Source organism: Flavobacterium gilvum, assembly GCF_001761465.1.
GTDB lineage: Bacteria > Bacteroidota > Bacteroidia > Flavobacteriales > Flavobacteriaceae > Flavobacterium > Flavobacterium gilvum.
This window is the reverse complement of record NZ_CP017479.1, coordinates 3,553,915-3,579,290: the sequence shown is the minus strand read 5'-3', so window position 1 is coordinate 3,579,290 and position 25,376 is coordinate 3,553,915. Positions and strand designations below refer to the sequence as shown.

Genomic DNA, 25,376 nt, shown 5'->3' with positions numbered 1-25,376 from the left:
AAAACAAATATTTATGAAACAAATTATTAAAGTAGCCTTTGGGTTATTGTTGTTGATTCCAGCAACTTTTTTTGCGCAGGAAATTGATTATTCGAAAGCTATCCCTTTTGATCCTAGCATAAAAACGGGAAAACTTAAAAACGGTTTAACTTATTACATCAAGAAAAACAGCAAACCAGAAAACAAAGTCGATTTACGACTGGTTGTCAATGCGGGATCAATTCTGGAAAATGAAGACCAACGTGGACTGGCTCACTTTATGGAGCACATGAACTTTAACGGAACTAAGCATTTCCCAAAAAACAAATTGGTCGATTATCTCCAGGGCATTGGTGTTAAGTTCGGTCAACATTTAAATGCTTATACCAGTTTTGACGAAACGGTTTACTTTTTGCCAATCCCGTCTGATAGCCCTGAAAAACTTGAAAATGGATTCAACATTATAGAAGATTGGGCTTTTAACGCTAATTTGACATCTGATGAAATCGATAAGGAAAGGGGAGTAGTCTTAGAAGAATACCGTTTGGGTTTGGGTGCAGGGAAAAGAATGCTTGATCGTTATCTGCCAAAAATGATGTATAAGTCTCGTTATGCAGACCGCTTGCCAATTGGTAAAAAAGAAGTTATAGAAAATTTTAAATACGACAAATTAGTTAGTTTTTATAAAGATTGGTATCGCCCCAATTTGATGAGTATTATCATTGTAGGGGATATTAACGTTGACGAAATGGAGAAGAAAGTGATTGCTCATTTTTCAAGCTATAAAAATCCTAAAAATGAAAAATTAAGAGAAATATATGACGTCCCTAATCACAAAGAAACTTTTGTTGCCGTTGAGAGTGACAAAGAAGCATCCAATGCTCAGGTACAATTAATTTATAAAGATTATAGTTCGCCTAAATCTAAAGTAACGCTTAAAGATTTTAAAGATCAACTGACAGAAGGTTTGTTTACTACGATGCTAAATACTCGTTTAAATGAGTTAACAAATTCTCCAACGCCGCCTTTTACTTACGGATATTCATTTCATGGAAAAACTTTGGCTAGAACAAAAGAGGGCTACCAATCTTTTGCTATGTCACAGGAGGGAAAACAATTGGAAGCATTGAAAGTTCTTGTAACCGAAAATGAACGAGTAAAGAAATATGGTTTTTCAGAAAATGAATTAGAGCGTGCAAAACATCAATTTTTGTCATACTATGAATCGTATTACAATGAAAGGGACAAAACCAATTCTTCAAATTATGTAGAAGAATTGCAATCAATTTTTCTTGAAAACAAACCGGTACCAGGGATTGAATGGAGATATAGCAGAATAAAAGAAATATTGCCCAGCATTGATTTGAACGATGTAAACTTACTTATTAAGAATTATATAAAAGACGATAACAGAGTTGTTATTTTGACTGGACCGGAAAAAGACAGTCTTAAAAAACCTTCGGAGGAAGAGGTTCTTAATGCAATGAAAGTAAATATTGATGAGATTAAACAATACGAGGATGGAACTCTTGCCAAAAGTTTACTGAGAAACGAAGTAAAACCGGGGAGTATTGTTAAGCGTGAAAGTAATGAAAAATTGGGAACCAAAACGTTATTCTTGTCAAATGGGGCTAAAGTAACTTATAAAAAAACAGATTTCAAAAATGATGAGATACAGTTTGAAGCCATAAGTTTAGGAGGAAGTAATTTATATTCAAATGAAGAAATGAAAAAAGTCCAGTTCGCCAATGCAGCTTTGACTCAAGCTGGTTTCTCAGGTTTAAAGCTGAATGACATCAACAAATTTATGACAGGGAAAATCGCCAACGCTTATCCATATATAGGAGAAAGTACTGAAGGTGTGAGAGGTCGTGCTACGCCAAAAGATTTGGAGTATTTATTTCAAATGACGTATGCTTATTTTACAGATTTAAATTTGGATTTAGAGGCATTTGAAGGTTACAAACAAAAACAATCTGCCTTTTATAAAAACATGGAATCTCAGCCAAATTTTTATTTCCAAAAAGAGCTATTTGGCTATTTAAATAAGGAAAACCCAAGATTCAACGGACTTATTCCAACAGAAAAAACATGGGCTGAAACTGATTATACATTGGCATACAACAAATACAAAGAGCGTTTTGCAAATGCCAGTGATTTCGAATTTTATTTTGTTGGAAATATTGATGATAAAATAATGGAAGGTTATGCAACTAAATATATTGGGTCATTGCCTTCAACGGAAAAGAAAGAAAAAGCAATCGATTTAGGTTATAGAATGTTGAAGGGAGATCTAAAAAAAATAGTTAATAAAGGGGCAGATCCCAAAAGCACTGTTGTAATAATGTATTATGGAGATGCTGTTTACACACCAAAAGAAGCCTTAGCTTTGCAGGCACTTGGTGATATTCTTACTATCAAATTAACCGAGCAATTGCGAGAAAATGAAAGTGGTGTATATGGCGTTAATGCATCAGGAAGAATGAGTAAAATACCAAATGGATCTTATAATTTTTCCATTTCATTTCCTTGTGGTTCTGACAATGCAGAAAAACTAACTGCATCCGCCCTAAACGAACTACAAAAAATTATTACTAATGGTCCCGAAGCAAAAGATTTGACAAAATTTAAAGAAGCTGAATTGTTAGATTTCAAGAAACAAAGCAAAGAAAATGAATTTTGGATGACCAACTTTACAAAATCATTTATTAACGGAAATTCCTCTGAAGATGTTTTAAAATTTGAGGAAAAAATAAATGCTTTATCTGCAAAAGAAATTCAGGTAGTTGCCAAAAAGTATTTGACAAATGACAAAGTTGTTGGAATTTTGATGCCTGAAAAATTATAGGTTAAGTATGACTTATAGTGTAAATGAATTCAATAAATGATTTAGTAAAGAGGTTTATAAGGACCTCCAAAATCAAAAACCTCCAAAATCAGATGATTTTGGAGGTTTTTTATATCAAAAAATCGAATCGTTATATCAATTTCATTGCGGCTTTCATATATCCCAGAGCATAAGCCATTCCAGCATACCAAGATCCCTCGCAAGTCATTTGTGGAGTATGATCGGGGATAAGAATTCCTTCGAATTTTTTTTCTTTCAAAATGCGAAGAATCTTAATCATATCAATATCGCCCTCATCGACAAAGACTTCTTTATAAAATGGCACTTTACCTTTTACATTTCTGAAATGAATATACGCAATAGTATCAGCGTATGTTTCGGTTGCCTCATAGACATCTCCCTCAGTCATTTCGGCAATGGAACCAAGACAAAATTCTAATGCATTATTTTTGCTAGGATTAATATCCAATAATTTTTTGTACATACTCGGCTGATAAACCAATCGGGGAGTGTTTCTAACTACTGGCATAGGTGGATCATCTGGATGTGCTGCCAAAACTACGCCCGCTTCTTCTGCAACGGGGATTATTTCGTTAAGAAAATATTCTAAACGTTGCCATAATATTTCATGCGAGACATTTGGAATTACGCCGTTTGGAGCGTTTTCGTCATAAACCATATTCCAAACCATTCCATTGGGAATAGGGCGTTCATCTACGCCGTCCATCCCAACAGAGTTGGCACCACCTCTGGCAAAAGGGCCAGTGGTTCTACTGCATACACCCGCTAAACTAAAATTGTATCCAATAACGGGAATACCAGCCTTTCCTACATTACGGATCAGCCTTTTAATTTCCTCTATTTGTTGTTTCTTTTTTGGGCCGTCTAATAGGATGTCATGCCAATCGGCGGGATCAAAGTTTTCTATGGCTCCCCATTCCAGACCCGCATCATTTATTTCTTTTTTTATTCGAAGCAATTCATCTACTTCCCATAGATTTTTTGATTTTCCGGCAATGCCCCAACCACTTCCGTCACCTATTGGTTGGTCATTTTTATTCCCCTGGTTTCCTTTATTAAAATAATCGACAAGATGTATTACTACATGTGTACAACCACATTGCTTTGCAAAAGCATAATGCTCTTTATTGAGCATATGGTGATATAGTCCCAATCCTAGTTTCATAGTAATTCTATTTTTTGATAGGCATAACTCTTTTTAAAGAATGCCATATTTACAAAATGCATCGGTACTCGACATACCATTTTCTATTTCTTTTCTAACTAATTTTTCGCCTCTGACTTTTTCTAGTGCTTTTAATATCACTTCTTCTTCAACTTTTTTTGGAATAACCAAAACACCGTCCATGTCTGCAAAAATCAAATCTCCGGGAGTTATCCATACGTTTCCGATTTCGATATTACATCGATAGTCCACAACTTGTGTACGCACACCTGAATCTTGAGCAAATCGTCCTCTGCTGAATACCGGCCAATTTTGTTCCAAAACCATCGGTGTATCTCTATGGAAACCATCAATTACAGCACCTACAGCTCCTCTTTTTTTGGCGGTAGCCGTAAGAATTTCTCCCCAGTACGCACAGCGCATTGTCCCTCCAGTGGCTACATATATTTCGTTTGGCAAAAGTTGATCTAAGGCTTCGGTGAGCTTTCCAAAAGGTTTTTTTTGTGGACCAAATACATCAATCATAAGCACTGGCATAGCACGACCTACAAGTTTATCTTCAAAACGCATCGGCTGTATTGGTTGCGGTAAAAACTGATGATAATATCCTAAATCGTCCAAGATATCCCCAACCACCGGTGTGTATAATTCGTTTTTAAATAATTCAAATAATTCCGAATCGTTTTCCCATTTCATAGTTTACTATTTTTATTTTTTGTCTGAATTTGACTCTTATTAGTTTTTCTTTATTTTTTCTATTTATTTTTTACAGAAGTTCTCGAATGGCTTTGTTGAGTTTTTCCTGTTCTGCGAGTGAAAGATTTTTATAGGTAACATCTTCTAAATGAGTATTACTTTTCTCTACAATTATTATTTCAGCATCCGTATCCAAAGCAATAGCATGCCAAACTTTCAAAGGAATATTATAAGTGACCCCAACCTTCATTTTTGTTAATTCAAAACTCAGTTCATCTTCTTCCTTACACTCTAGAATAAGTATTGCTGTTCCCTTTATAAGAATAAAAATTTCGTCGGTAGCTGCATGCATTTCTAATTTATTAATTGCTTGCATTCCTAATTCCGGTAAATAATTCAGTTGGGCAACCTGCCAATGATTGGTTATAAAAAAAGGATTATATCCATCACCATCGTGATAATATGTTTCAATTGCTGATTTGTTCATTTCTACTATTTTTTGGGGCGGGGATCGTATTGAACAGTACTTTCCTTGTAACCACCGTCGATATAAAATTCAGTTGCGGTCATATATGCGGCTTTTTCACTGGCTAGAAAAGCACATGTCCAAGCAACATCCTCTACCATGCCTATTTTTCCAGCCGGAATCCAAGTATTAAACTTTTCTCGGCCAAATTCATTGATTTCTTCTCTGTTCATCTCCGTTTCTATTGCTCCTGGAGAAACGGTCATTACCCTAATATTGTATTCTGCCAATTCTAGCGCCAAACACTTTGTCATCATATTCATTGCTGCTTTTGATGAACAGTAATGCACTAATCCTTTTCTTGGTACTTTATCATGTATGGAAGAAATATTGATAATTACGCCACTATTTTTTTCCATCATTCGCTGTCCTGCGAGTTGGGCACAATGAAAAGCTCCCCTCAGGTTGACATTAAATATGCGATCCCATTCTTTTAAATCCAAAGAAACAGCATGATCAATAGTCTCACATCCTGCATTATTGACAAGAATATCTACGGATCCCATATTTTCATCAATAAATAAAAACATTTTCTCTACATCTTCCTCTACAGAAACATCTGCACGAAATGTTAATGCCTTAATTTTATAGTCATTTTGCAATGATGCCGCCAGAGCTTCGGCACTTTCTTTACTTTTTAAATAATTAATCACAATATTAGCTCCGCAAGCTGCCATTGCCGAACAAATTCCGGCTCCAATTCCTTGGCTGCTTCCTGTTACCAATACCGTTTTCCCTTTTAGGTCAATAGTATTTTTCATGCTTTTAGTTCATTTTTTTTTTTTTTTTTTTATAATACACTGGGTTCGTTGAAAATCCAATAACTCATGACAAAATCAATAGTCTGACAACAATTCATAACCATCTTTGGTTACCAAAAGATTATCTTCAATTCGAACGCCAGATTTTAATTCTTCACCGTAAATCCCCGGTTCAACGGTCAAAACCATACCTTCCTTTAAAATTCCAGCGCTAAAAGGCGAGAATCCTTGTCCCGCATCATGATATCTAAAACCAACATGATGCCCTAAAGCGTGATTGAAAAACTTTCCATAACCTGCATTTTCTATGTAAGTTCTCGCAATGGTATCGATAGCTGCCATGGATATTCCTGGTCGTATCGTTTTTATTGCCAATTGTTGTGCTTCCTGTACGGTTTTAAAAATTTCTTTTTGGGTGTCGTTAGTTTCACCAACTGCGATAGTTCTTGTGATATCAACCCAATATCCATTCACACACGCAGCTAATTCGAGCATTACATGATCACCATTGCTGATAGTTTTTGCTGTACTGCGATTGAATCGGCCACCATAAACAAGATTTGTCCCCGATTGGACTTGAGGCCATCCTTTGGACGAAAAAATGGCACTGTCTTCCATCGCTGTTGCAATTTCAAATTCAATTAATGCAGCAAGTCGAGCTTCTGTCATTCCTGGAACTGCATTTTTTTCAAAAACGGCCACAGCTTTACCTACAACCTTATGTGCAATCTTGATTCCTTTTAAATCATCCTCGGTCTTGAACTCAAACAGACTTAATAATGGTCCATCACATTCTTTAAAATTCCCGTTGTTTATTTTCAGTAAACTGTTGATTAAATTCTCTGGAAGTAGGGGAGTCTCCCCAGACATTCTGCAAGGAGTTGTACCGCCTCTTTCTTGTATAAAAGATATTTTTTTTCCTGTAATGTTTTTCGAATCCAGTACTTTTTGAATTTCTTCAAATAGAACATTCCAAGGATTTATTGGGGATAATTCTCCCCACGGAAATTTTTTTATTTCAATTCCTGGCGGTAAAACATCATCGGGTTCTGCCTGAGGCACAAATAAAACGGGCTTTTCATCATTTGTATAAACCAAAAAAGACAATCCCCACAACGGATAGTAACCAAGCATCATGACTAACTCTTCGGGTCTCCAAAAAATTAAAGCGCCGAGTTCTTGTTCTTGCATTAGTTCATCAACTAATTTTTTTCTAGTATGATTCATAATTTATAACAACTTTTATTTTATTCTAATTGTATCAATCAAATAAGGTTACAGATTCAGAAACCTTATGTATCAAAAAGGGACTTTTCAACTTTAAGAAATTATGGCTTTTGGCTTACTTTCTTCTTTTGCATCTTCAATACTTTCGTCTTTCCAATAATGTTCTATTTCTTCCAAAGTTTTCCCTTTAGTTTCTGGAATGAATCTTTTAACGAAATAGGCTGCCGGAAGCATCGCAATACCATAAAGGAAGAAAGTTGGTCCGATACCTAATGATTCCCTAAATATAGGATAGGTTTGTGTAACAACGGTTGAACCAAAAAACAAAGAAAGTGTTGCCAGAGACATTGCACGTCCTCTTATATTTGTTGGGTATATTTCTGAAATTACCACCCAAACTCCTGGTCCTAGAGTTGCTGCAAAAACAGCTATGTAAAATACAAACCCTCCCATGAGTAGTTCACTTGTATTATTAGTATAAAACAACCAACCTATAAAAATTAATGCAATACTTAATCCAATAAAACCCCAGATTAGTAAAGGTTTTCTACCCCAAACATCAATTCGCCAAATAGCAATTACTGTAAATATCATATTAAAAAATCCGATGAGTACGGCGCCTCCCATAGCAGAACCAGACTGAAAACCAGCTTTTTCGAAAATTGCCGGTGCATAATACATAACCGTCGTAATCCCCGAAAGCTGACTTATGAAAGGTAATGCCAGCCCAATGATAAGAGCAAGTCTCATTTTTTTTGCAAACAAAAGTTTAATGCCACCTTCTTCCTCGGTTACGGTTTCCTTAATTTCGTTCAATTCAAAACTTGCTTTTTTATCACCATCAATTCTTTTTAATATTTTGTAAGCCTCATCAATATTTCCTTTTTTTATCAGCCACCTTGGACTTTCGGGAATTAATAATAATAACATTAAAAAAAGTAGTGATGGTAGCATATTAGATCCAAGCATGGCTCTCCATACTTCCTCTACAAAATAAAAATGCAATGGCCCTGAAATCGAATTTGAAGTCGAAATTTGTAGTATCCAAGCATTAGACAAATATGAAACTAAAATACCTAGCGTAATAGACAATTGATACACCGAAACCAGTCTGCCCCTAAGTTCGGCAGGAGATATTTCTGAAATAAACATTGGCGCCACCATTGCTGCAAATCCTACTCCAATTCCACCCAGAATACGTGCAATTACCAGAACTGTTGCTGTATCTGCAATAGCGCACCAGAATGCTGATATTATAAATAATAATGCGGATAACATTAAGATTTTTTTACGGCCATATTTATCTGAAAGCCAGCCGGAAATAGCTGCCCCTCCAATACAACCAAAAAGTGCAGAACTCATTAACCAACCTTCCATAGCTGGACTTAACTCAAATTGAGTTCTCAGTAAATTGATTGCTCCTGAGATAACCGCAGTGTCAAAACCAAATAAAAATCCTCCCAATCCAGCCGTAAAACATATTAGCACCAGATATATTGAACCACTTAATTTCATTACGTTTCTTTTTTAAAATTAATTCATTAAACTAAATTCTAGAACATCGATTATACTCGAGCTTTTTTCAAAGATAATTTTAATAACAACTCTTAAATACAATTCCGTTAATTAAAACTTGTACTATTTTAATCAGTTTGTGTTTCTTTTTTTAAAATTCAAGAAATATTTAATAAATTAATGCTGATAATTTCGATTAAACTTGAATTCAAGTATTGCTTTTTTTGTATTACACAATTTTTAAAATTGTACTTTAATCGTCATCATTCCGTAAGGTAGAATTGAAACCGAATTACTAACAGAAGCTCCTGCATTTTCCTCAATTTCACAAACGTTTACCGATTTTGGCGATATAGAAGGAAAACTAATGTTTGCTGTTTCGGTTTTGTCAGATAACGAGCGTAATCGCACAATCATTTCTCCTTCTTTTTCTCCTTGTTTCAAAATTGTTACAATAACTTTTTCATTATCTATTATCAATAATGGTTTTGTTTTTGGATCTTTTTCAGTCAAAACGTGTACCAGTGGTTGTGATTGTTCAAGCCCAAATCGATTTGCCTCCAAAGGATTGAATTCACCATGTGGCATTAATCGGTAACGAAACGAAACGGGACCATCCTGCGTTAATGGGAAATTGGTATGCCAGTGATTGTTCATCACCCATGAATAAATAGTAGAACTCGGTTCTAGTTTTTTCAACCATGGTCCTTTTGCTCCCCAACTCAAAGCAATATTTGCTGTCATACCACCGTACTCAAATAAAGGAGTATCAAGAGAACACCACGTAATTCCTTTTTTATTGTTCGACACGTCCAACCATCTTTGCATGGCAATCCAGTTTCGGTTTGCTTGCTTCCATTGGTCTTTTTCTACTTCCATGATTCCCCAAGGAATATCTACACGAGTTTTAGATTGTGGCACGTCAAATCCGAATCCAAAATGGATTCCGTCTTTTTCCATCAATGGTAATTTATCGACAACATTATTTATTTCGACCCATTTTACATCATTTATTAATCTAACGGAACGAGAAATAGATCGACAACCCTCTCCTTTTGAAGTAACAGTCAGTTCAGCAACTAGCGGTCCATTTTCGGTGATTTTTATCGAAATATCTGTATCTGATTTTGGTGCATCAACATTAGCAGGCAACCAACGAAAAGCATTCAAACCTCCGTTTACTTTTGCATCGGCTAAATTTTGTCCACTAGATAGGTCTATTAGTTGGGTAATATTTCCTGTTTTTCCGTCAACAACAACTTTTATTTTATTGTTTTCTAAAGTAGTTCCACTGATAACACATCCTTTTGTGAAAGATGAATTGCCCTTTTCTATCCGGTAGTGTTTCGATCCTAAGGCTGGTACATCCGAAGCCATAAATAATAATTCTCCGGTTGACAAACGTTGAGAAGGTACTTCGTTTCCTTTATCATCTAAAACTTTGTTACCCAAATCACTTTCAGCTTTAGAAAGCGTTACTATTCCGCTATGATTCCACGAATGGGTATTGAAAACCGCAATCCCCGATGGAATTTTTCCATTTGCCTGCAGTGTCGCCGGTGCCAATGCCTCATCCATCAAATCAGTTGAACGTTCATGAGCATCAATGAAATAGCCTTTCTTTACTTTAAAAATTGCATCTTGAAAATAGGTATCCTTTGGGTCTTCAAAACACCAAGTGTGTTCTGATCCTAAAATGATTTTTCTCCAAGCTTCTTCAAATTCATTTCTTGGTGCTGATTTTGCAGGATGAAGCATCGACCAAAGTGTTTCCGATTGAGTAAGAATTTCCTTTGATTTCCTGTTCATAGCCGCATATTTAGCCTCAGTTCCTTGACCATCAGTCCAAAATTCGGTAAAGTCACCTTTTACTGCAGGCAATTTATCGCCATATTTTTTGTCGATCATTTCCATAATCTGATGTCCTCCAGAAATAATAATTTGTGGGTATGCATGGGTTTCATTCCATTTTTTTACGGCATCCGGAATATCTGCATCCAAGGGATTATTGTCCCAAAGTGACCATGAAAGCACCAAGAAATCGTATGGATATTTCTCAGTTTCCATATCGGTCAATTTTTTCGTAAAATCCACATTTGCATCTCCAGTTTGAATATACAGAGGTACTTTTTGAGGATCACGTTGTCCGAACCAAGGTCTGCCTGTGGCTCCTCCTTTGTCCATACTTCCACTATTGGCATACTGCCCAGGTTGAAAAAACAAAACTTTTGATTTTCCGTCAGGACCATACCACCAAACGGGTTTTCTGTCCAAACCTTCATGTACAAATCCGGCTCTATCGGTATTTGGCCATGACATTATGTATTTTATTCCCTGTTGATTCAAAACAGGAACCATTCCCCACGAAATACCAGGAATATCTACTTGCTGAAAAACATCTATCGGTTTTCCGGAAAGACGTTGAATTTTTCTGCTAAAATTAAAGATATGAAACAACTCTTCATCGGAACATACACTTGTATCAATATTCAAATAACTGGCATCTATACTAATAAAACCACTTTTGATGGCATTCAAAACATTTGTTCGTTCTTCAGGTTGCGTTTCCCATAAACGCTCCAATGGCCAGGTTACTTCCGGATTCCATACAAATTGAGAGCCTTTAGGATAGGTTTTTGTTTTTTCTGCCAATTTGATTCCCTCCAAAATATTGTTTTTGTGCAATAATTCAACATTTTTATGGGTATTAGTATAACCAATATCTACGTGTGCATGATTATAGAGGTATACATTCCAATAGCGCATGGCAGGAACATCAACTGTTTTTTTGATAGTGTTTTTTCCTTGATGAATGGCAATTGTTACCGTCTCATTCGAATTGACTCCGATAGTATTGGGAAGTAATATACTCAATTCTGAATAACCCTCTTTTTTATCCAAAAACTCGGTTGTTTCCTTAGTTTTTCCTGCTGTAATATCAACAGCTATTTTTCCTTCTAATTTACCCTCTTTTAGCTTTATTATGATTTCACGGCCAGGCGTTTTGTCTTTTCGGAATCGATAAACGGGTTGTACTATACATTCTACTGTTTCGGTTGGCAAAATTGTCGCAAACATACTTGTAGAAACAAGAATAAATACCAAATGAATTAGTGTTTTTTTATTTATTTTATAAAAATTTACCATGTTTTTTCTAAATATTAAATTATAAACCAAATTTTACAAGATTACTTTTACTCGAGGTTTTTTCAAAGATAATTTTAATAACAACTCTTAAATACAATTCCGTTAATTAAAACTTGTACTATTTTAATCAGTTTGTGTTTATTTTTTGAAAATACAAGAAATATTTAATAAATTAACGCTGATAATTTCGATTAAACTTGAATTCAAGTATTGCTTTTTTTGTATTACACAATTTTTAAAATTGTACTTTAATCGTCATCATTCCGTAAGGTAGAATTGAAACCGAATTACTAACAGAAGCTCCAGCATTTTCCTCAATTTCACAAACGTTTACCGATTTTGGTGATATAGAAGGAAAACCAATTTTTGCTGTTTCGGTTTTGTCCGATAAAGAGCGTAAGCGTACAATCATTTCTCCTTCTTTTTCACTTTGTTTCAAAATTGTTACTATAACTTTTTCATTATCTATTGTCAATAATTGTTTTGTTTTTGGATCTTTTTCAGTCAAAACGTGTACCAGCGGTTGTGATTGTTCAAGCCCAAATCGATTTGCCTCCAAAGGATTGAATTCGCCGTGAGGCATTAATCGGTAGCGAAACGAAACGGGACCATCTTGCGTTAATGGAAAATTGGTAAACCAGTGATTGTTCATCACCCATGAATAAATAGTCGAACTTGGTTCTAGTTTTTTCACCCATGGTGCTTTTGAGCCCCATCCCCAGCCCAAAGCAATATTCGCTGTCATGGAACCGTACTCAAATAAAGGAGCATCCAGAGAACACCAAGTAATTCCTTTTTTATCGTTCGACACGTCCAGCCATCTTTGCATGGCAATCCAGTTTCGGTTTCCTTGCGCCCATTGATCTTTTTCCACTTCCATAATCCCCCAAGGGATATCAACACGTGTTTTGGATTGTGGCACATCAAATCCGAATCCAAAATGAATTCCGTCTTTTTCCATCAATGGTAATTTATCGACAACATTATTTATTTCAACCCATTTAGCATTATTTATTAATCTGACGGAACGCGAAATAGATCGACAACCTTCACCTTTTGAACTAATGGTCAATTCTACAACCAATGGTCCATTTTCGGTAATTTTTATCGAAATGTCTGTATCTGCTTTGGGAGCATCGACATTACCAGGTAACCAGCGGAAAGCATTCAAACCTCCGTTTACTTTTGTGTCAGCAAAATTTTGTCCAGTAGATAGGTCTATTAGTTGGGTAATATTTCCTGTTTTTTCATCAACTACTACTTTTACTTTACTATTTTCCAAAGTAGTTCCGTTGATGGTACATCCTTTTGTAGAAAATGAGTTTCCTTTTTCTATACGGTAGTGTTTCGATCCTAAAGCTTGTACATCCGAAGCTATAAATAATAATTCTCCGGTTGACAAACGTTGGGAAGGTATTGGGTTTCCTTTGTCGTCAACTACTTTGTCTCCCAAACCACTTTCTTCTTTAGAAAGTGTCACTGTTCCGCTTTGATTCCAAGAATGAGTATTGAATACAGCAATACCTGAAGGCACTGTTTTATTTGCCTGTTCAGTTGCCGGGGCCAATGCTTCATCCATTAAATCAATTGAACGTTCGTGTGCATCAATGAAATACCCTTTCTTTACTTTGAAAATTGCATCTTGAAAATAAGAGTCGTTTGGGTCTTCAAAACACCAAGTGTGTTCTGATCCTAAAATGATTTTTCTCCAAGCTTCTTCAAATTCATTTCTTGGTGCTGATTTTGCAGGATGAAGCATCGACCAAAGTGTTTCCGATTGAGTAAGAATCTCCTTTGATTTTCTATTCATTGCTGCAAGTTTGGCTGCAGTTCCCAGACCGTCTGTCCAAAATTCGGTATAGTCACCTTTTACTACAGGCAATTTATCACCATATTTTTTATCGATCATTTCCATAATCTGATGCCCTCCTGAAATTATAATTTGAGGGTACGCATGGGTTTCATTCCATTTTTTTACTGCATCCGGAATATCAGCATCCAAAGGATTGTTGTCCCAAAGGGACCATGAAAGCACCAAGAAATCGTATGGATATTTCTCGGCTTCCATATCGACCAATTTCTTCGTAAAATCCACATTTGCATCTCCAGTTTGAATATACAAAGGTACTTTTTGAGGATCGCGTTGTCCAAACCAAGGTCTGCCTGTGGCTCCTCCTTTGTCCATACTTCCGCTATTAGCATACTGTCCTGGTTGAAGAAATAAAACTTTTGATTTTCCGTCAGGACCAACCCACCATAATGGTTTTTTGTCCAAGCCTTCGTGTGAAAATCCAGCTCTATCGGTGTTTGGCCATGCCATAATGTATTTTATTCCCTGTTGATTCAAGACAGGTATTATTCCCCATGAAATACCAGGAACATCCATTTGTTGAAAAACATCTATCGGCTTTCCTGAAAGGCGTTGGATTTTTCTGCTAAAATTAAAAAGATGAAACAGCTCTTCATCGGAACAGACACTCGTGTCAGTGTTCGAATAGCTTGCATCAACACTAATAAAGCCACTTTTGATGGCATTCAAAACATTTGTTCGTTCTTCAGGCTGAGTTTCCCACAAACGCTCCAGCGGCCAGGTTACTTCCGGATTCCATACAAATTGGGAGCCTTTAGGATAGGTTTTCGTTTTTTCTGCCAATTTGATTCCCTCCAAAATATTGTTTTTGTGCAATAACTCAACATTTTTATGGGTATTAGTATAACCAATATCCACGTGTGCATGATTATAGAGGTATACATTCCAATGGCGCATGGTAGGGACATTGACTGTTTTTTTAATTATGTTCTTCCCTTGGCGAATGACAATCGTCACAGTAGCATCCGATTTGACTCCAATAGTATTGGGCAGTAATATACTCAATTCTGAATAACCCTCTTTTTTATCCAAAAACTCGGTAGTTTCCTTAGTTTTTCCTGCTGTAATATCAACAGCTATTTTTCCTTCTAATTTTCCCTCTTTTAGTTTTATTATGATTTCACGGCCAGGCGTTTTGTCTTTTCGGAATCGATAAACAGGTTGTACTAAACATTCTACTGCTTCGGTTGGCAAAATTGTCGCAAACATACTTGTAGAGGCAAGAATAAATACCAAATGAATTAGTGTTTTTTTATTTATTTTATAAAAATTTACCATATTTTTTTTAAAATTAAATTATAAACCAAATTTTACAAGATTGCTTTTACTCGAGGTTTTTTCAAAGATAATTTTAATAACAACTCTTAAATACAATTTTGTTAATTAAAACTTGTACTATTTTAATTAATTTTAGGACATTTTTTTTAAATATGGAAAATATATCATAAATTTAGCCACTACTCATAATTTAAGTTGAATAAATATGAAGGCCGTATTAATAGAATTAGCTTCTCAAAATTCTTCTCTATTGACAATCAAAAAGATCAATGGGAGTCATTTTACAACACCATTTCATTTTCATGATTATTGCGAACTTAATTATGTTCGAAAAAGTTATGGAAAAAGAGTTGTCGGGGATAGTATTAAAAATTTCTTCGAAAGAGATTTGGTTCTAATGAGCCCTAATCTTCCACATATGTGGTATAATGACTTCGAAATTTTAAACAATAATTCAAATACTTCGGCAGAAGCTATTGTTACTTATTTTTCTTTTGATATTATCGACAAACTTTGTGACAATAATATTGTTTTATCAAAAAAAGGAAATCTATTTGAAAAAGCCAAAAGGGGACTTTCTTTTACGGGAAAAACAAAGGAAATAATACTGAATCATCTGGACAAAATGATAGATTTAGAGGGATTCACACAAGTTATAGAATTCCTAAAAATAATTGATGTTATGCTTAATTCTGAGGAATATGAGTTACTTGCCAGCATTGGCTATAGCCATTCATATAATGAAAAAGATACTGAAAGGATGAACGAAGTGTATAAATATACCATAACAAATTTTACCAAACCTATTGCTTTGAAAGATATTGCACAAGTTGCTCACATGACACCGCCTGCATTTTGTACCTTTTTTAAGAAAAGAACACAAAAATCTTTTACCCAATTCTTGAATGAATTAAGAACAGGACACGCCTGCAAACTTTTACAAAACAAAAAATTGTCAATATCAGATGTATGCTATGAAAGTGGTTTTCAAAATTTTGCCAATTTCAATAGAACCTTCAAAGAAATTATTGGGAAAACTCCTAGTACCTACCGGAAAGAATATATGTTTTCTTATAACATATATTAAGCAAGACTCATTATTCTTGCTTATTAAGGAATAGATATTAAAAACATTGTTTTTCTTTTAAATTTTAGTTGATTATATAGATTCTAAACAGCTAAAGCGGTTATGAATTTTTTGAATTTTGAGTAAAGCCTTTATTTTGTATATACTCCTTATTTGTAGAACAAAATGGACAAATTACTCAGGGATTTGTTCTACAAACCAGATAGGTCAATAACAATAACTTTGCATCTTGAAATTTATAAACTATTCAACAATCACTTTGAATAAAGAAGAAACCAGACCGGATTGTAATATCATTTGTACTATATAAAGAGTCTGATTTTTTCCTTATATCATTGACATCATTAACCTTGGGTTTAATTGAAAATTATTAGTGTAAGCATATTAAAATGAATATTCTTTCCAGACTAAACCTAAATATTTGAATTAAAATTTTTAAACAAAATGGAAAATAGATTAAACTGTGTATTATTGGTCGATGACGACTTCCCAACTAGCTTTATTAATAAAAAAATAATACAAAAGGCTGATATTGCAGAATCTATTCAAGTGGTTTTAAACGGAAAAGAAGCCATTGATTATCTATGTAGTCAAGGAAAATTCGAATCGAAAGGGGACAAGTATCCACAACCTCAATTAATTTTATTGGATATTAACATGCCTGTTATGGATGGTTGGGAATTCATGAAAACTTTTAAAAGTTTAGATATAAAAAATAAAGAGGAGATTGTTATTGTAATGTTAAGCAGCTCGGGTAATCCGGATGATAAAATTAAATGCGCATTGATAAATGAAATTTCAGATTTCAAGCAAAAGCCTCTGAGTAGAGAGATTCTATTAGATATAATAGCAAATTATTTTTAGAACCTGTTGATGACAATGTCTTTATAATTGCGTTTTAATATCGATTATTTGATTCATTTTCTGTGTTTACTTTTTTTTGATTTACAAAATCAAGTAAAAGGAATTTGGATTTTTTTTTTGCGATAGTTGCAGTTTCAATAATTAATTCAAATAGTTTTGTTTATAATTCAATTTTTTTTTTGAATTGTAAATAATGGATTAAAAGTAATTGCGACTCTGGCAAACTTCTTCACTTTTTAAAAGAAACCTATAACTTTTAAAAATTGAGTACGAAATCATTCCCCAAATGATATATATTACGTACAAAGAATTCAGTTTGCCGGGAATCGCATATTACTAAATTTTATATTTATAGTTCTTCTACAAATACATATTTTATTGCTCAATTACAGCTTTTTTAATAGCTATCCTATATTCAAAGTGGTTTTTATATTTCTTTAATTTAATATTGATTAAAGTGAATCAAAATTCATAATACGACCTTTTCAACTTTTACTAAATAAATCAGTTTTGTCAATTATTAAAAAAATGCCCGCTGGTTAAACAATTATTGGAAAATCACGTTTAATAACAAAACACACCAGCGGGCAACCAATAAAAAATTTAAAACAATACTTTTATTTAATTATTTAATTTTGAAAGAAACGTGTCTCTTTTTTGCGGCATTATGAGATTTTAAATCTACTCCTTTTCCGTGCGCAGATAATCTAGTTGCTTTTACACCAGATTTAACTAGTATTTTTTTCACGGTATCAGCTCTTTTTTGAGAAAGAATCTTATTTCCTTTACTATTTCCCCCCTTGTTATCTGAATAACCGTTTATTTCAACTTTTGCATGTTGATTAGCCTTTAAGTAATCAGTTACAATGTCAATGTTTGAACGGGATTTATTGGTAGGGTTGTAGGAATTTGTGTTGAAGTAAACATTAATATCACTCAAATTTTGTGATGATTCATTTGTATTTGCTACAGTTTCCTTTTTTGATTTGTCAAAATCAATAGTGCGACCTTTTGTGTCTACTACAGCTCCAGGTTTTGAGTTAGGTTCTACATCCAAATAATCTGCCACACCGTCGTTATCAGAATCTTTTAGTTTGTTAACTGCGTTATCTAGCTTAGTTTCGGTGTTTTTTAGTTTGCTTTCGGTCTCATTTAGTTTATTTTCTAATTGGCCGATTTGAGACAATAGCTCATCATTTGCATTTGTAGATGTGTTAGAATTTTGAGAATACCAATCAGCATGAACCTTTTGCTTTCCAATATAATAAGAAAGACCCAAAGTGGCATTATACAACACTCCATCAAATGTTCTATCTGTTTGAGCTGTAACTCCATTGAAGTTGATGTCTTGTCTAACGTTAGTAATTCTGCTAAAATCTGCATTTAAAGCAAATCGATTAGACAATTTTACTTGACCGGTTAATCCCACGATTAAATTTACCATGTTGTCACGACCTTCAAAGTTTTTATTTGTCATCCATGAATAGCCTACTCCAGCATGGCCTTGTAAACCAAATACTCTTGTCCATGTTTCAAAATTGCAGATTCGGCCTAAGTTTATAATTCCTTGTAAATCTGTTCTGTAATATTTTGTATTGAAATCTAGGCTGTTATGACCATCTTTCATGTTGTCTAACCCAAAATCAGCCTTCAATCCAAATTTTGTGTTAAGCATATATCTTACACCTAAATCTCCATGATTAAAATTGAAATCATCTGAGTAATAGCCCTCATTAAAGGGTTCTGCCGGTTTGCTTGATCCTCCATTCAAATCAATCGACCAACGATTAAAATTGGTAGTTGTATTTTTCTCTTGAGCCATCAATACGGTCATTGAGAATGCAATAGTAAAAACAGAAAGAAATTTTCTTTTCATAAAGTTATTATTAAATTAAAAATAGTTTTGCTTACATTTTGAATAGGTACTTAATATTTTAAACATTGAGTATCTTAATTAATGTAACTAAGGCAAAAGTATATCCGTTGGAAATGACGAGTTGTAGTACGTTGTTTTGAATTATTGTAGTACTAAATTTACAGCAATGTTAAAAAAGTGCAAAAATCTGTACTTCAGTATAATAAGTATTGTTAAGAATGAGCTAGGAACGAATTTGGAAGTAAAAAAAAAATAGTAAATTAATAATTTGCTTACTTTTTTGAAAAAATCTGGTATAGTTGTCTGTTTTATTCAGCCAAATTTTTAATGTGCTATTTTGAATATTCTACAATTCGATATGTCTTTTTGAGAAGTTTTCTCTTAAAAACTGTGTAAAGGTCTCTGGCTTTTGCGCAGTTTTTTTGTTTTTGTAAATGGATGAAATTAAAAAAATAAGAGGTAAATAGTGTAAAAAGTGTTTTATATGAGTGTTTTAATGGTAGCTGTTCAGGTAGATAAGGAGGATTTTGTCCTAAAAAAGGAAGAACATCCCCTTTTATAATTCTTTATTAAAAGAAATTTGAAATCAGTTTATTTATGAAAACGATTTCGTAATCGTAAACAAACTTAATCGCTTTTAATTATTAAATAATCCAAAAACAAAAACCACAAAAAAAAAATGAAAAAGAAAATTACTCAGCTATTATTCTATCTGTTTTTGATTTCTGGTGCTGCAAGAGCACAAATCACTATAGATACAGGCCATTTTAATTGGTCAAAAATTGAAGATGCTAGTCCGATAAGTGTTGTGAATACTGATGCCGACAATGGAGATGGTCTTAATGATGGCGCAATGGTTCTTAAAAGTGCTGCGACAACGCCATCATTACAAGGATTGCAATATCAACTGGCAGGGAGTCCTGTTAGTGGTGAACAAATTAATCTTGAAGTAAATTATTATCAGATTGGGACGGCATATGTAAAATTTAAAATGCAGGTTTATAATGTAACCGATAACCTTGTTTTGGCAGAATCGCCTGTGATTTTAACTGCAACGGGAGGTGTTGGTACAACTCCATTATCTTATACATTTACAGCTTCGAGTGTAGGTGACCAAATTATAGTGCGATTTGTCCGTGCCGATGACTTAAATATAACTCGTCAGGCAGGTATAGATTATTTAAAGGTTAATGGGCAATTCATCAGCATGCAGGCACCACCGATTAACTTTGACGTAAGTGATTTTGCCTGGTCAAAAATTGAAGATGCAACTCCAGTATCTGTAATTAAAACGGATGCCGATAATGGAGATGGTCTTAATGATGGGGCAATAGCTCTTAAAGAAGCTGCTAATACGCCTGCGTTGCAAGGGGTGCAATATTTGTTGACTGGAAGCCCTTTTGCTAATGGACAAATCAATATTGAAACAAAATATTGGCAATTAGGCTTATCATTTTGTAAATTTAAAATACAGGTTTATGATGTAACAGATAATGTTGTTTTGGTCGAAAGTCCTATAGCTACCACTGGTTCGGGAGTTGTAGGAACACTTACATTTTCTTATGTTTTTACCGCTTCGAGTAATGGAGATCAAATTATGCTACGATTTGTTCGAGCCGATGATTTAAATCCTGTTCGACAAGCCGGTTTGGATTATGTGAAAGTAAATGGACAATTCATTGATATGCTTCCGGTATGCAAACCTGTATTTAATTTTGATTTACCGCTTACAACAGCCACTCCTTCAGAGATAAGTGATTTAGCGGCTATCCGGGCTAGTTTATCGGACCAGCTTCTTGGGACAACACCTCCTACGTCAGCTCAATTAGACACAGCTATTAATGATTATAACGCTTTAAATATTACGGTTAATGGAAATACTATAACCGGAAATCCTTTAACAACTAGTGCTCAGGTTAATTTCTTGAAGACGTTTGCCAGATATTTAAAATTCAATCCTAATGATACCAACATAAGTGATAAGGCTGTTAAAGCGGTGTGGTATTTATCCGACCTGTTTTGTAATAAGGGGACGAGTCCTTATGCAGCAATTGATTTTTATAGTTATCCTGTGTTTTCTCGCGCTGCCGTTTTTCTAAATAATTATCTTCCGGATAATGTGAAAAATTTATTTGGTAATTCGCTTGCTATAGAGACAAATAATTTCCAAAATCTTTTTGATCCTAATTACGACTTCAATACTACTCAAACTAATGGTGCAATAATTACAGATCATATTTACTTGCATTCAGATGTGTATATGGCGTATTCGGATTGGTTTAAAACCAATGATGAAAAAATACGCTTTTTAAAAACAGCCAAAAGATTTGTAGAACGTTTTACAATCTATACTGCTGGTACTGCTGATGGTTTAAAAAAAGACGGTTTAGGAAATCATCACAACAATAGTTATGATGGTTATATGTACGCCTATGGTACTGCTACTACGGTTTTAAAATCTATGATTGATACCAGATTTCAAATAGACCAGCCCTCATACCTTAGGTTTAGAGATGCCATTTATGCCCAAGTAATGTATAGCAATGATGCAGGAGTAAAACCTTTTTCCATGGCTGGAAGAAATCCGCAAACTAAGACTACTACGTTATCGTCTGGTACTTTGGGTAATCTTGCTATAGTAGGTGGTAAAATTTTAGGATTACCTGGTGCCGATCCCATTTTGGCAGGTGCTTATAACAGAAAATATGGTGTTAATCCGCTATTCAACAACAGTACAGTCACTCCGTTTGAAGAGGGGTTTGTTCAATTCAACTATGCCAATTTAGGAATTTACAGAAAAAACAATTGGATTGCCTCTATGAGAGGACAATCGAATGTACTATGGGGGTCTGAAATTTATATAGGTAATAATAGATTTGGAAGATACCAAGGCTACGGCGCATTGGATATTATTTATCCTGGAAATAGCACAACAGGGAACGGATACAGTGATATCGGTTGGGATTGGAATTACAATCCCGGAGCTACAACTATTGTATTGCCTTGGAGTAAATTAAATGCTGAAAAAGAGCGAATTGATGAATTCAATACTTATGGTTTTGCGGGTTCTTTGACACTAGGTCAGGCAAACAAAAGTGTTTTGTCTAAAACAATTGGACAATCGGGATTGTTTGGTATGAAATTTAAAGAGAAAGATAACCCGGGATTTGGTGCTGTGTATGGCCCAAATACTCATAATGGTACTTTTGAGTTTACCAAAGCTTATTTTACTATCGATGATATGATTATCTGTTTGGGTAACGGAATTAAAAATAACGATGCTACCAATCCTACTGTTACCACATTGTCTCAGAGGCTGAATAATAATTCAAATGATGTTTTGGTAAATGGAGAAGCGAAAACAAACCAAGCGACCGATTCGTTTGAAGGTACTTCGGCTAACTGGATTATTGATAATTACAGCACAGGATTTTACATTTTACCGAATTCGGGAACTTTAAAAATTAAAAATTCGACCCAAATCACTCCTTATCAAAATCAGCTTAATCCATCGGATGCGACTATTGCTAGTAATAATGGGAACAATTACCGTCTTGCTTACTTAGACCACGGAACGGCTCCAACAAATAGTTCGTACGAATATGTTTGTATTCCTTCGGCAGATGCAGGAAGAATGACACAATTTGCACAACAAATGCAATCAGATAGACCTTATACCGTTTATCAAAACAATGCCAATCAACAAATAATTGAGCACAAAGCTTCTAAAACTTGGGCCTATGCATTGCCTGCAGTCAATACTGCGATTACTGATGGTTTGCTTAAAGCAAACGATACACCTTGTTTGGTAATGTATAAATCATTGAATACTAATTACTCTGAAATTGTACTTTCTGTAAGCAATCCAGATATGGGAACTACACCTTCTACACCGAAAATGATTACCTTAACATTGAACAGTGAGTGGGCTATTTCACAAGGAAATACTAATGCCAATTTAGGGACAGCTACTGCAGCGGGAACAACAATTACATTCACCCTTGCTGACGGATTCCCTGTTGAAATAAAATTAAAGGCTGTTAATCCTTGTACTTTGCCTAATGCAACTCCTGTGGCACCAACTTTGGAAATTACACAACCTAATTGTACTAAAGCTACTGGAAATATTAAAGTAACAAGCGCTGTTGAAAATTTGAGCTTTGGTTTGGACGGAACTACATTTGAAAACACCACAGGTCTTTTTGAAAATGTAGCTCCAGGAACTTTCAATGTATATGCTAAAAACACAAACGGATGTATTTCTACAGCTAGCAATGCAGTAATCAATGTACAACCTGCAAAACCAGATGCACCAACGTTAGAAGTTACTCAACCAACTTGTACAACTGCTACGGGAAGTATTCAAGTAACTGGTGCAGTTGAAAACTTGAGTTTTGGTTTGGATGGAACCACATTTGGAAATACCACAGGTCTTTTCGAAAATTTAGCCTCTGGTGATTATACCGTGTATGTTAAAAATGCAGATGGATGTATTTCTGTTGCGACTAATGCAACGATAAATGTTCAACCAGCAACACCTGCAGCACCAACATTGGAAATTACTCAGCCTACTTGTACAACTGCTACGGGAACTATTCAAGTAACAGGAACAATTGAAAACTTGAGTTTCAGTTTGGATGGAACAACGTTTGAAAACACAACAGGTCTTTTCGGAAATTTGACTTCAGGGGATTATATCGTTTATGCTAAAAATGCAGCTGGATGTATTTCTGTTGCTGCCAATGCAACAATCAATGTACAACCTGCAACTCCTGTAGCGCCAACATTGCAATCTACTCAGCCAACATGTACTACTTCAACAGGAAGTATTGCTGTAACAAGCGCTGTAGAAAACTTAAGTTTTAGTTTAGACGGAACAACGTTTGAAAATACAACTGGTCTTTTCGATAATTTGACTTCTAGAGATTATACAGTGTATGCTAAAAACGCAGCTGGATGTATTTCTCTTGCTGCCAATGCAACTATAAATGCACAACCTGCAACTCCTGTAGCGCCAACATTGCAATCTATTCAGCCAACATGTACTACTTCAACAGGAAGTATTGCTGTAACAAGTGCTGTAGAAAACTTAAGTTTTAGTTTAGACGGAACAACGTTTGAAAATACAACTGGTCTTTTCGATAATTTGACTTCTAGAGATTATACAGTGTATGCTAAAAACGCAGCTGGATGTATTTCTCTTGCTGCCAATGCAACTATAAATGCACAACCTGCAACTCCTGCAGCGCCAACAGTTGAAACTATTCAGCCAACTTACACTGTCGCTACAGGAAGTATCAGTGTAACTAGTTCAACTCTAAACTTAAGTTTTGGTTTAGACGGCGTAACATTTGATAACACATCAGGGTCATTTGAAAATTTGAATTCGGGAACTTATACAGTGTATGCTAAAAATGCAAATGGATGTATTTCCGGAGGAACCACCGCTGTAATTAAGCCACAACCATTGGCTCCAACAGTATCATTTTCATCACCGGCCAATAATGCGAGCTATGAATCACTAGCAACTATTACAATCAATGCCAATGCAGCAGATGCAGATGGTAGCGTGAGTAAAGTTGAATTTTTTAATGGAACAACCAAGTTAGGTGAGGATCTAACCGCTCCATATAGTTTTAATTGGAATAACGTTCCTTCGGGTTCTTATTCATTAACTGCAAAAGCTACCGATAACAATGGTGCAGTAACCACTTCTACAAATGTAAATGTAAATGTAGTTTGTCCAACTGTGGCATTATCTATTCCTGATGTATATGCAATGAATCCTGCAATAGATGATAAAAACACCATTTATCTAGGATATGGGCCTACATCGCTTACTCTTAATTCATTGGTACAAGGAAATCAAGATGTTACTTATACTTGGAACACTGGAGCACATACACCATCAATTTCAGTTACACAAGCGGGTGTATATACAGTTACGGCTTCGTATGCGGGAGGATGTCAATCAACAGCTTCAATTACTATCAATACACTTGATGTTAGATGTGGTAACAACAATGATAAAGTGATGATTTGCCACAATAATACTGTTATTTGCGTAGCACAATCTGCTGTTCAAAATCATTTGAATCATGGAGATAACCTTGGTTCTTGCAATGGTACGTCAAAAATGGCAACTAAAGAAGAAGTTACAACTTCACCGAATTTTACTGTTTACCCAAACCCTGTTCAGGACAACTTTAATGTTAGTATATCGTCAAAACTAGACCCGAATGCAACAATTGGTATCTATAATATACTTGGAAACAAGATTCGTCAGGTTCGTTTTACCACCATACCGCAAAATACTTTCGTTGGAGATTTGCCTTCAGGAAATTACATTGTAGTTATTCAAAATGGTGTCGAAACTTTTAGAAGTACGATTGTTAAACAATAATTAATACAATGAGGAGGCTGTCCAAAAATAAAGACAGCCTCTTTTTTTTGTTGTAATATTTTGGTAATCAGATGATTTTATTTGTTGAATTTTCAAACAATACTAATATCTTT

Annotated in this window: 13 protein-coding genes; 4 read left to right on the top strand and 9 right to left on the bottom strand. The window is 34.8% G+C overall.

Features of this window, described 5'->3' with window-relative positions:
• Nucleotides 1-13: 13 nt before the first annotated feature.
• Nucleotides 14-2,827, top strand: coding sequence for a M16 family metallopeptidase (locus tag EM308_RS14470; RefSeq protein ID WP_035640659.1), 2,814 nt, complete (start codon nt 14-16; stop codon nt 2,825-2,827).
• A 130-nt stretch (nt 2,828-2,957) separates the two neighbouring features.
• On the opposite strand, the gene EM308_RS14465 is transcribed toward EM308_RS14470, so the two are convergent.
• The 8 genes from EM308_RS14465 to EM308_RS14430 form a co-directional block, all read right to left on the bottom strand.
• On the bottom strand, nt 2,958-4,013 hold the full coding sequence (locus EM308_RS14465; RefSeq protein WP_035640661.1) for a mannonate dehydratase: 1,056 nt from the start codon (nt 4,011-4,013) through the stop codon (nt 2,958-2,960).
• 33 nt (nt 4,014-4,046) lie between these two features.
• Entirely contained in the window at nt 4,047-4,709 is a 663-nt protein-coding gene (locus EM308_RS14460) for an RraA family protein (RefSeq protein ID WP_035640663.1), read from the bottom strand.
• A gap of 70 nt (nt 4,710-4,779) precedes the next feature.
• The gene (locus tag EM308_RS14455; protein ID WP_035640665.1) at nt 4,780-5,196 is read right to left on the bottom strand and encodes a cupin domain-containing protein; all 417 of its coding nucleotides are present in this window, start codon (nt 5,194-5,196) and stop codon (nt 4,780-4,782) included.
• A 5-nt stretch (nt 5,197-5,201) separates the two neighbouring features.
• Complete coding sequence (locus tag EM308_RS14450) at nt 5,202-5,996, bottom strand: SDR family NAD(P)-dependent oxidoreductase (protein WP_035640668.1); 795 nt, start codon at nt 5,994-5,996, stop codon at nt 5,202-5,204.
• 75 nt (nt 5,997-6,071) lie between these two features.
• Entirely contained in the window at nt 6,072-7,223 is a 1,152-nt protein-coding gene (locus EM308_RS14445) for a M24 family metallopeptidase (protein WP_051877910.1), read from the bottom strand.
• A gap of 93 nt (nt 7,224-7,316) precedes the next feature.
• Complete coding sequence (locus EM308_RS14440; protein WP_035640671.1) at nt 7,317-8,738, bottom strand: sugar porter family MFS transporter; 1,422 nt, start codon at nt 8,736-8,738, stop codon at nt 7,317-7,319.
• Between the two features lie 240 nt (nt 8,739-8,978).
• The gene (locus tag EM308_RS14435) at nt 8,979-11,885 is read right to left on the bottom strand and encodes a glycoside hydrolase family 38 C-terminal domain-containing protein (RefSeq protein WP_070261870.1); all 2,907 of its coding nucleotides are present in this window, start codon (nt 11,883-11,885) and stop codon (nt 8,979-8,981) included.
• A gap of 235 nt (nt 11,886-12,120) precedes the next feature.
• On the bottom strand, nt 12,121-15,033 hold the full coding sequence (locus EM308_RS14430) for a glycoside hydrolase family 38 N-terminal domain-containing protein (RefSeq protein WP_070261869.1): 2,913 nt from the start codon (nt 15,031-15,033) through the stop codon (nt 12,121-12,123).
• A 205-nt stretch (nt 15,034-15,238) separates the two neighbouring features.
• Between EM308_RS14430 and EM308_RS14425 the strand changes: the two genes are divergently transcribed.
• The gene (locus EM308_RS14425) at nt 15,239-16,120 is read left to right on the top strand and encodes an AraC family transcriptional regulator (RefSeq protein ID WP_035641393.1); all 882 of its coding nucleotides are present in this window, start codon (nt 15,239-15,241) and stop codon (nt 16,118-16,120) included.
• A 444-nt stretch (nt 16,121-16,564) separates the two neighbouring features.
• Entirely contained in the window at nt 16,565-16,984 is a 420-nt protein-coding gene (locus EM308_RS14420; protein ID WP_035641392.1) for a response regulator, read from the top strand.
• A gap of 625 nt (nt 16,985-17,609) precedes the next feature.
• Here the strand turns inward: EM308_RS14420 and EM308_RS14415 are convergent.
• Complete coding sequence (locus EM308_RS14415; protein WP_035639291.1) at nt 17,610-18,860, bottom strand: OmpA family protein; 1,251 nt, start codon at nt 18,858-18,860, stop codon at nt 17,610-17,612.
• Nucleotides 18,861-19,539: 679 nt separating this feature from the next.
• Between EM308_RS14415 and EM308_RS14410 the strand changes: the two genes are divergently transcribed.
• Nucleotides 19,540-25,263, top strand: a complete 5,724-nt coding sequence (locus EM308_RS14410) for a polysaccharide lyase family 8 super-sandwich domain-containing protein (RefSeq protein WP_035639288.1) — start codon at nt 19,540-19,542, stop codon at nt 25,261-25,263.
• Nucleotides 25,264-25,376 lie beyond the last annotated feature (113 nt).

Coding starts and splice junctions, on each gene's coding strand:
- EM308_RS14440 (WP_035640671.1), bottom strand. CDS start 8,738: ATGAAATTAAGTGGTTCAATATATCTGGTGCTAATATGTTTTACGGCT.
- EM308_RS14425 (WP_035641393.1), top strand. CDS start 15,239: ATGAAGGCCGTATTAATAGAATTAGCTTCTCAAAATTCTTCTCTATTG.
- EM308_RS14410 (WP_035639288.1), top strand. CDS start 19,540: ATGAAAAAGAAAATTACTCAGCTATTATTCTATCTGTTTTTGATTTCT.
- EM308_RS14460 (WP_035640663.1), bottom strand. CDS start 4,709: ATGAAATGGGAAAACGATTCGGAATTATTTGAATTATTTAAAAACGAA.
- EM308_RS14435 (WP_070261870.1), bottom strand. CDS start 11,885: ATGGTAAATTTTTATAAAATAAATAAAAAAACACTAATTCATTTGGTA.
- EM308_RS14455 (WP_035640665.1), bottom strand. CDS start 5,196: ATGAACAAATCAGCAATTGAAACATATTATCACGATGGTGATGGATAT.
- EM308_RS14420 (WP_035641392.1), top strand. CDS start 16,565: ATGGAAAATAGATTAAACTGTGTATTATTGGTCGATGACGACTTCCCA.
- EM308_RS14470 (WP_035640659.1), top strand. CDS start 14: ATGAAACAAATTATTAAAGTAGCCTTTGGGTTATTGTTGTTGATTCCA.
- EM308_RS14415 (WP_035639291.1), bottom strand. CDS start 18,860: ATGAAAAGAAAATTTCTTTCTGTTTTTACTATTGCATTCTCAATGACC.
- EM308_RS14450 (WP_035640668.1), bottom strand. CDS start 5,996: ATGAAAAATACTATTGACCTAAAAGGGAAAACGGTATTGGTAACAGGA.
- EM308_RS14430 (WP_070261869.1), bottom strand. CDS start 15,033: ATGGTAAATTTTTATAAAATAAATAAAAAAACACTAATTCATTTGGTA.
- EM308_RS14465 (WP_035640661.1), bottom strand. CDS start 4,013: ATGAAACTAGGATTGGGACTATATCACCATATGCTCAATAAAGAGCAT.
- EM308_RS14445 (WP_051877910.1), bottom strand. CDS start 7,223: ATGAATCATACTAGAAAAAAATTAGTTGATGAACTAATGCAAGAACAA.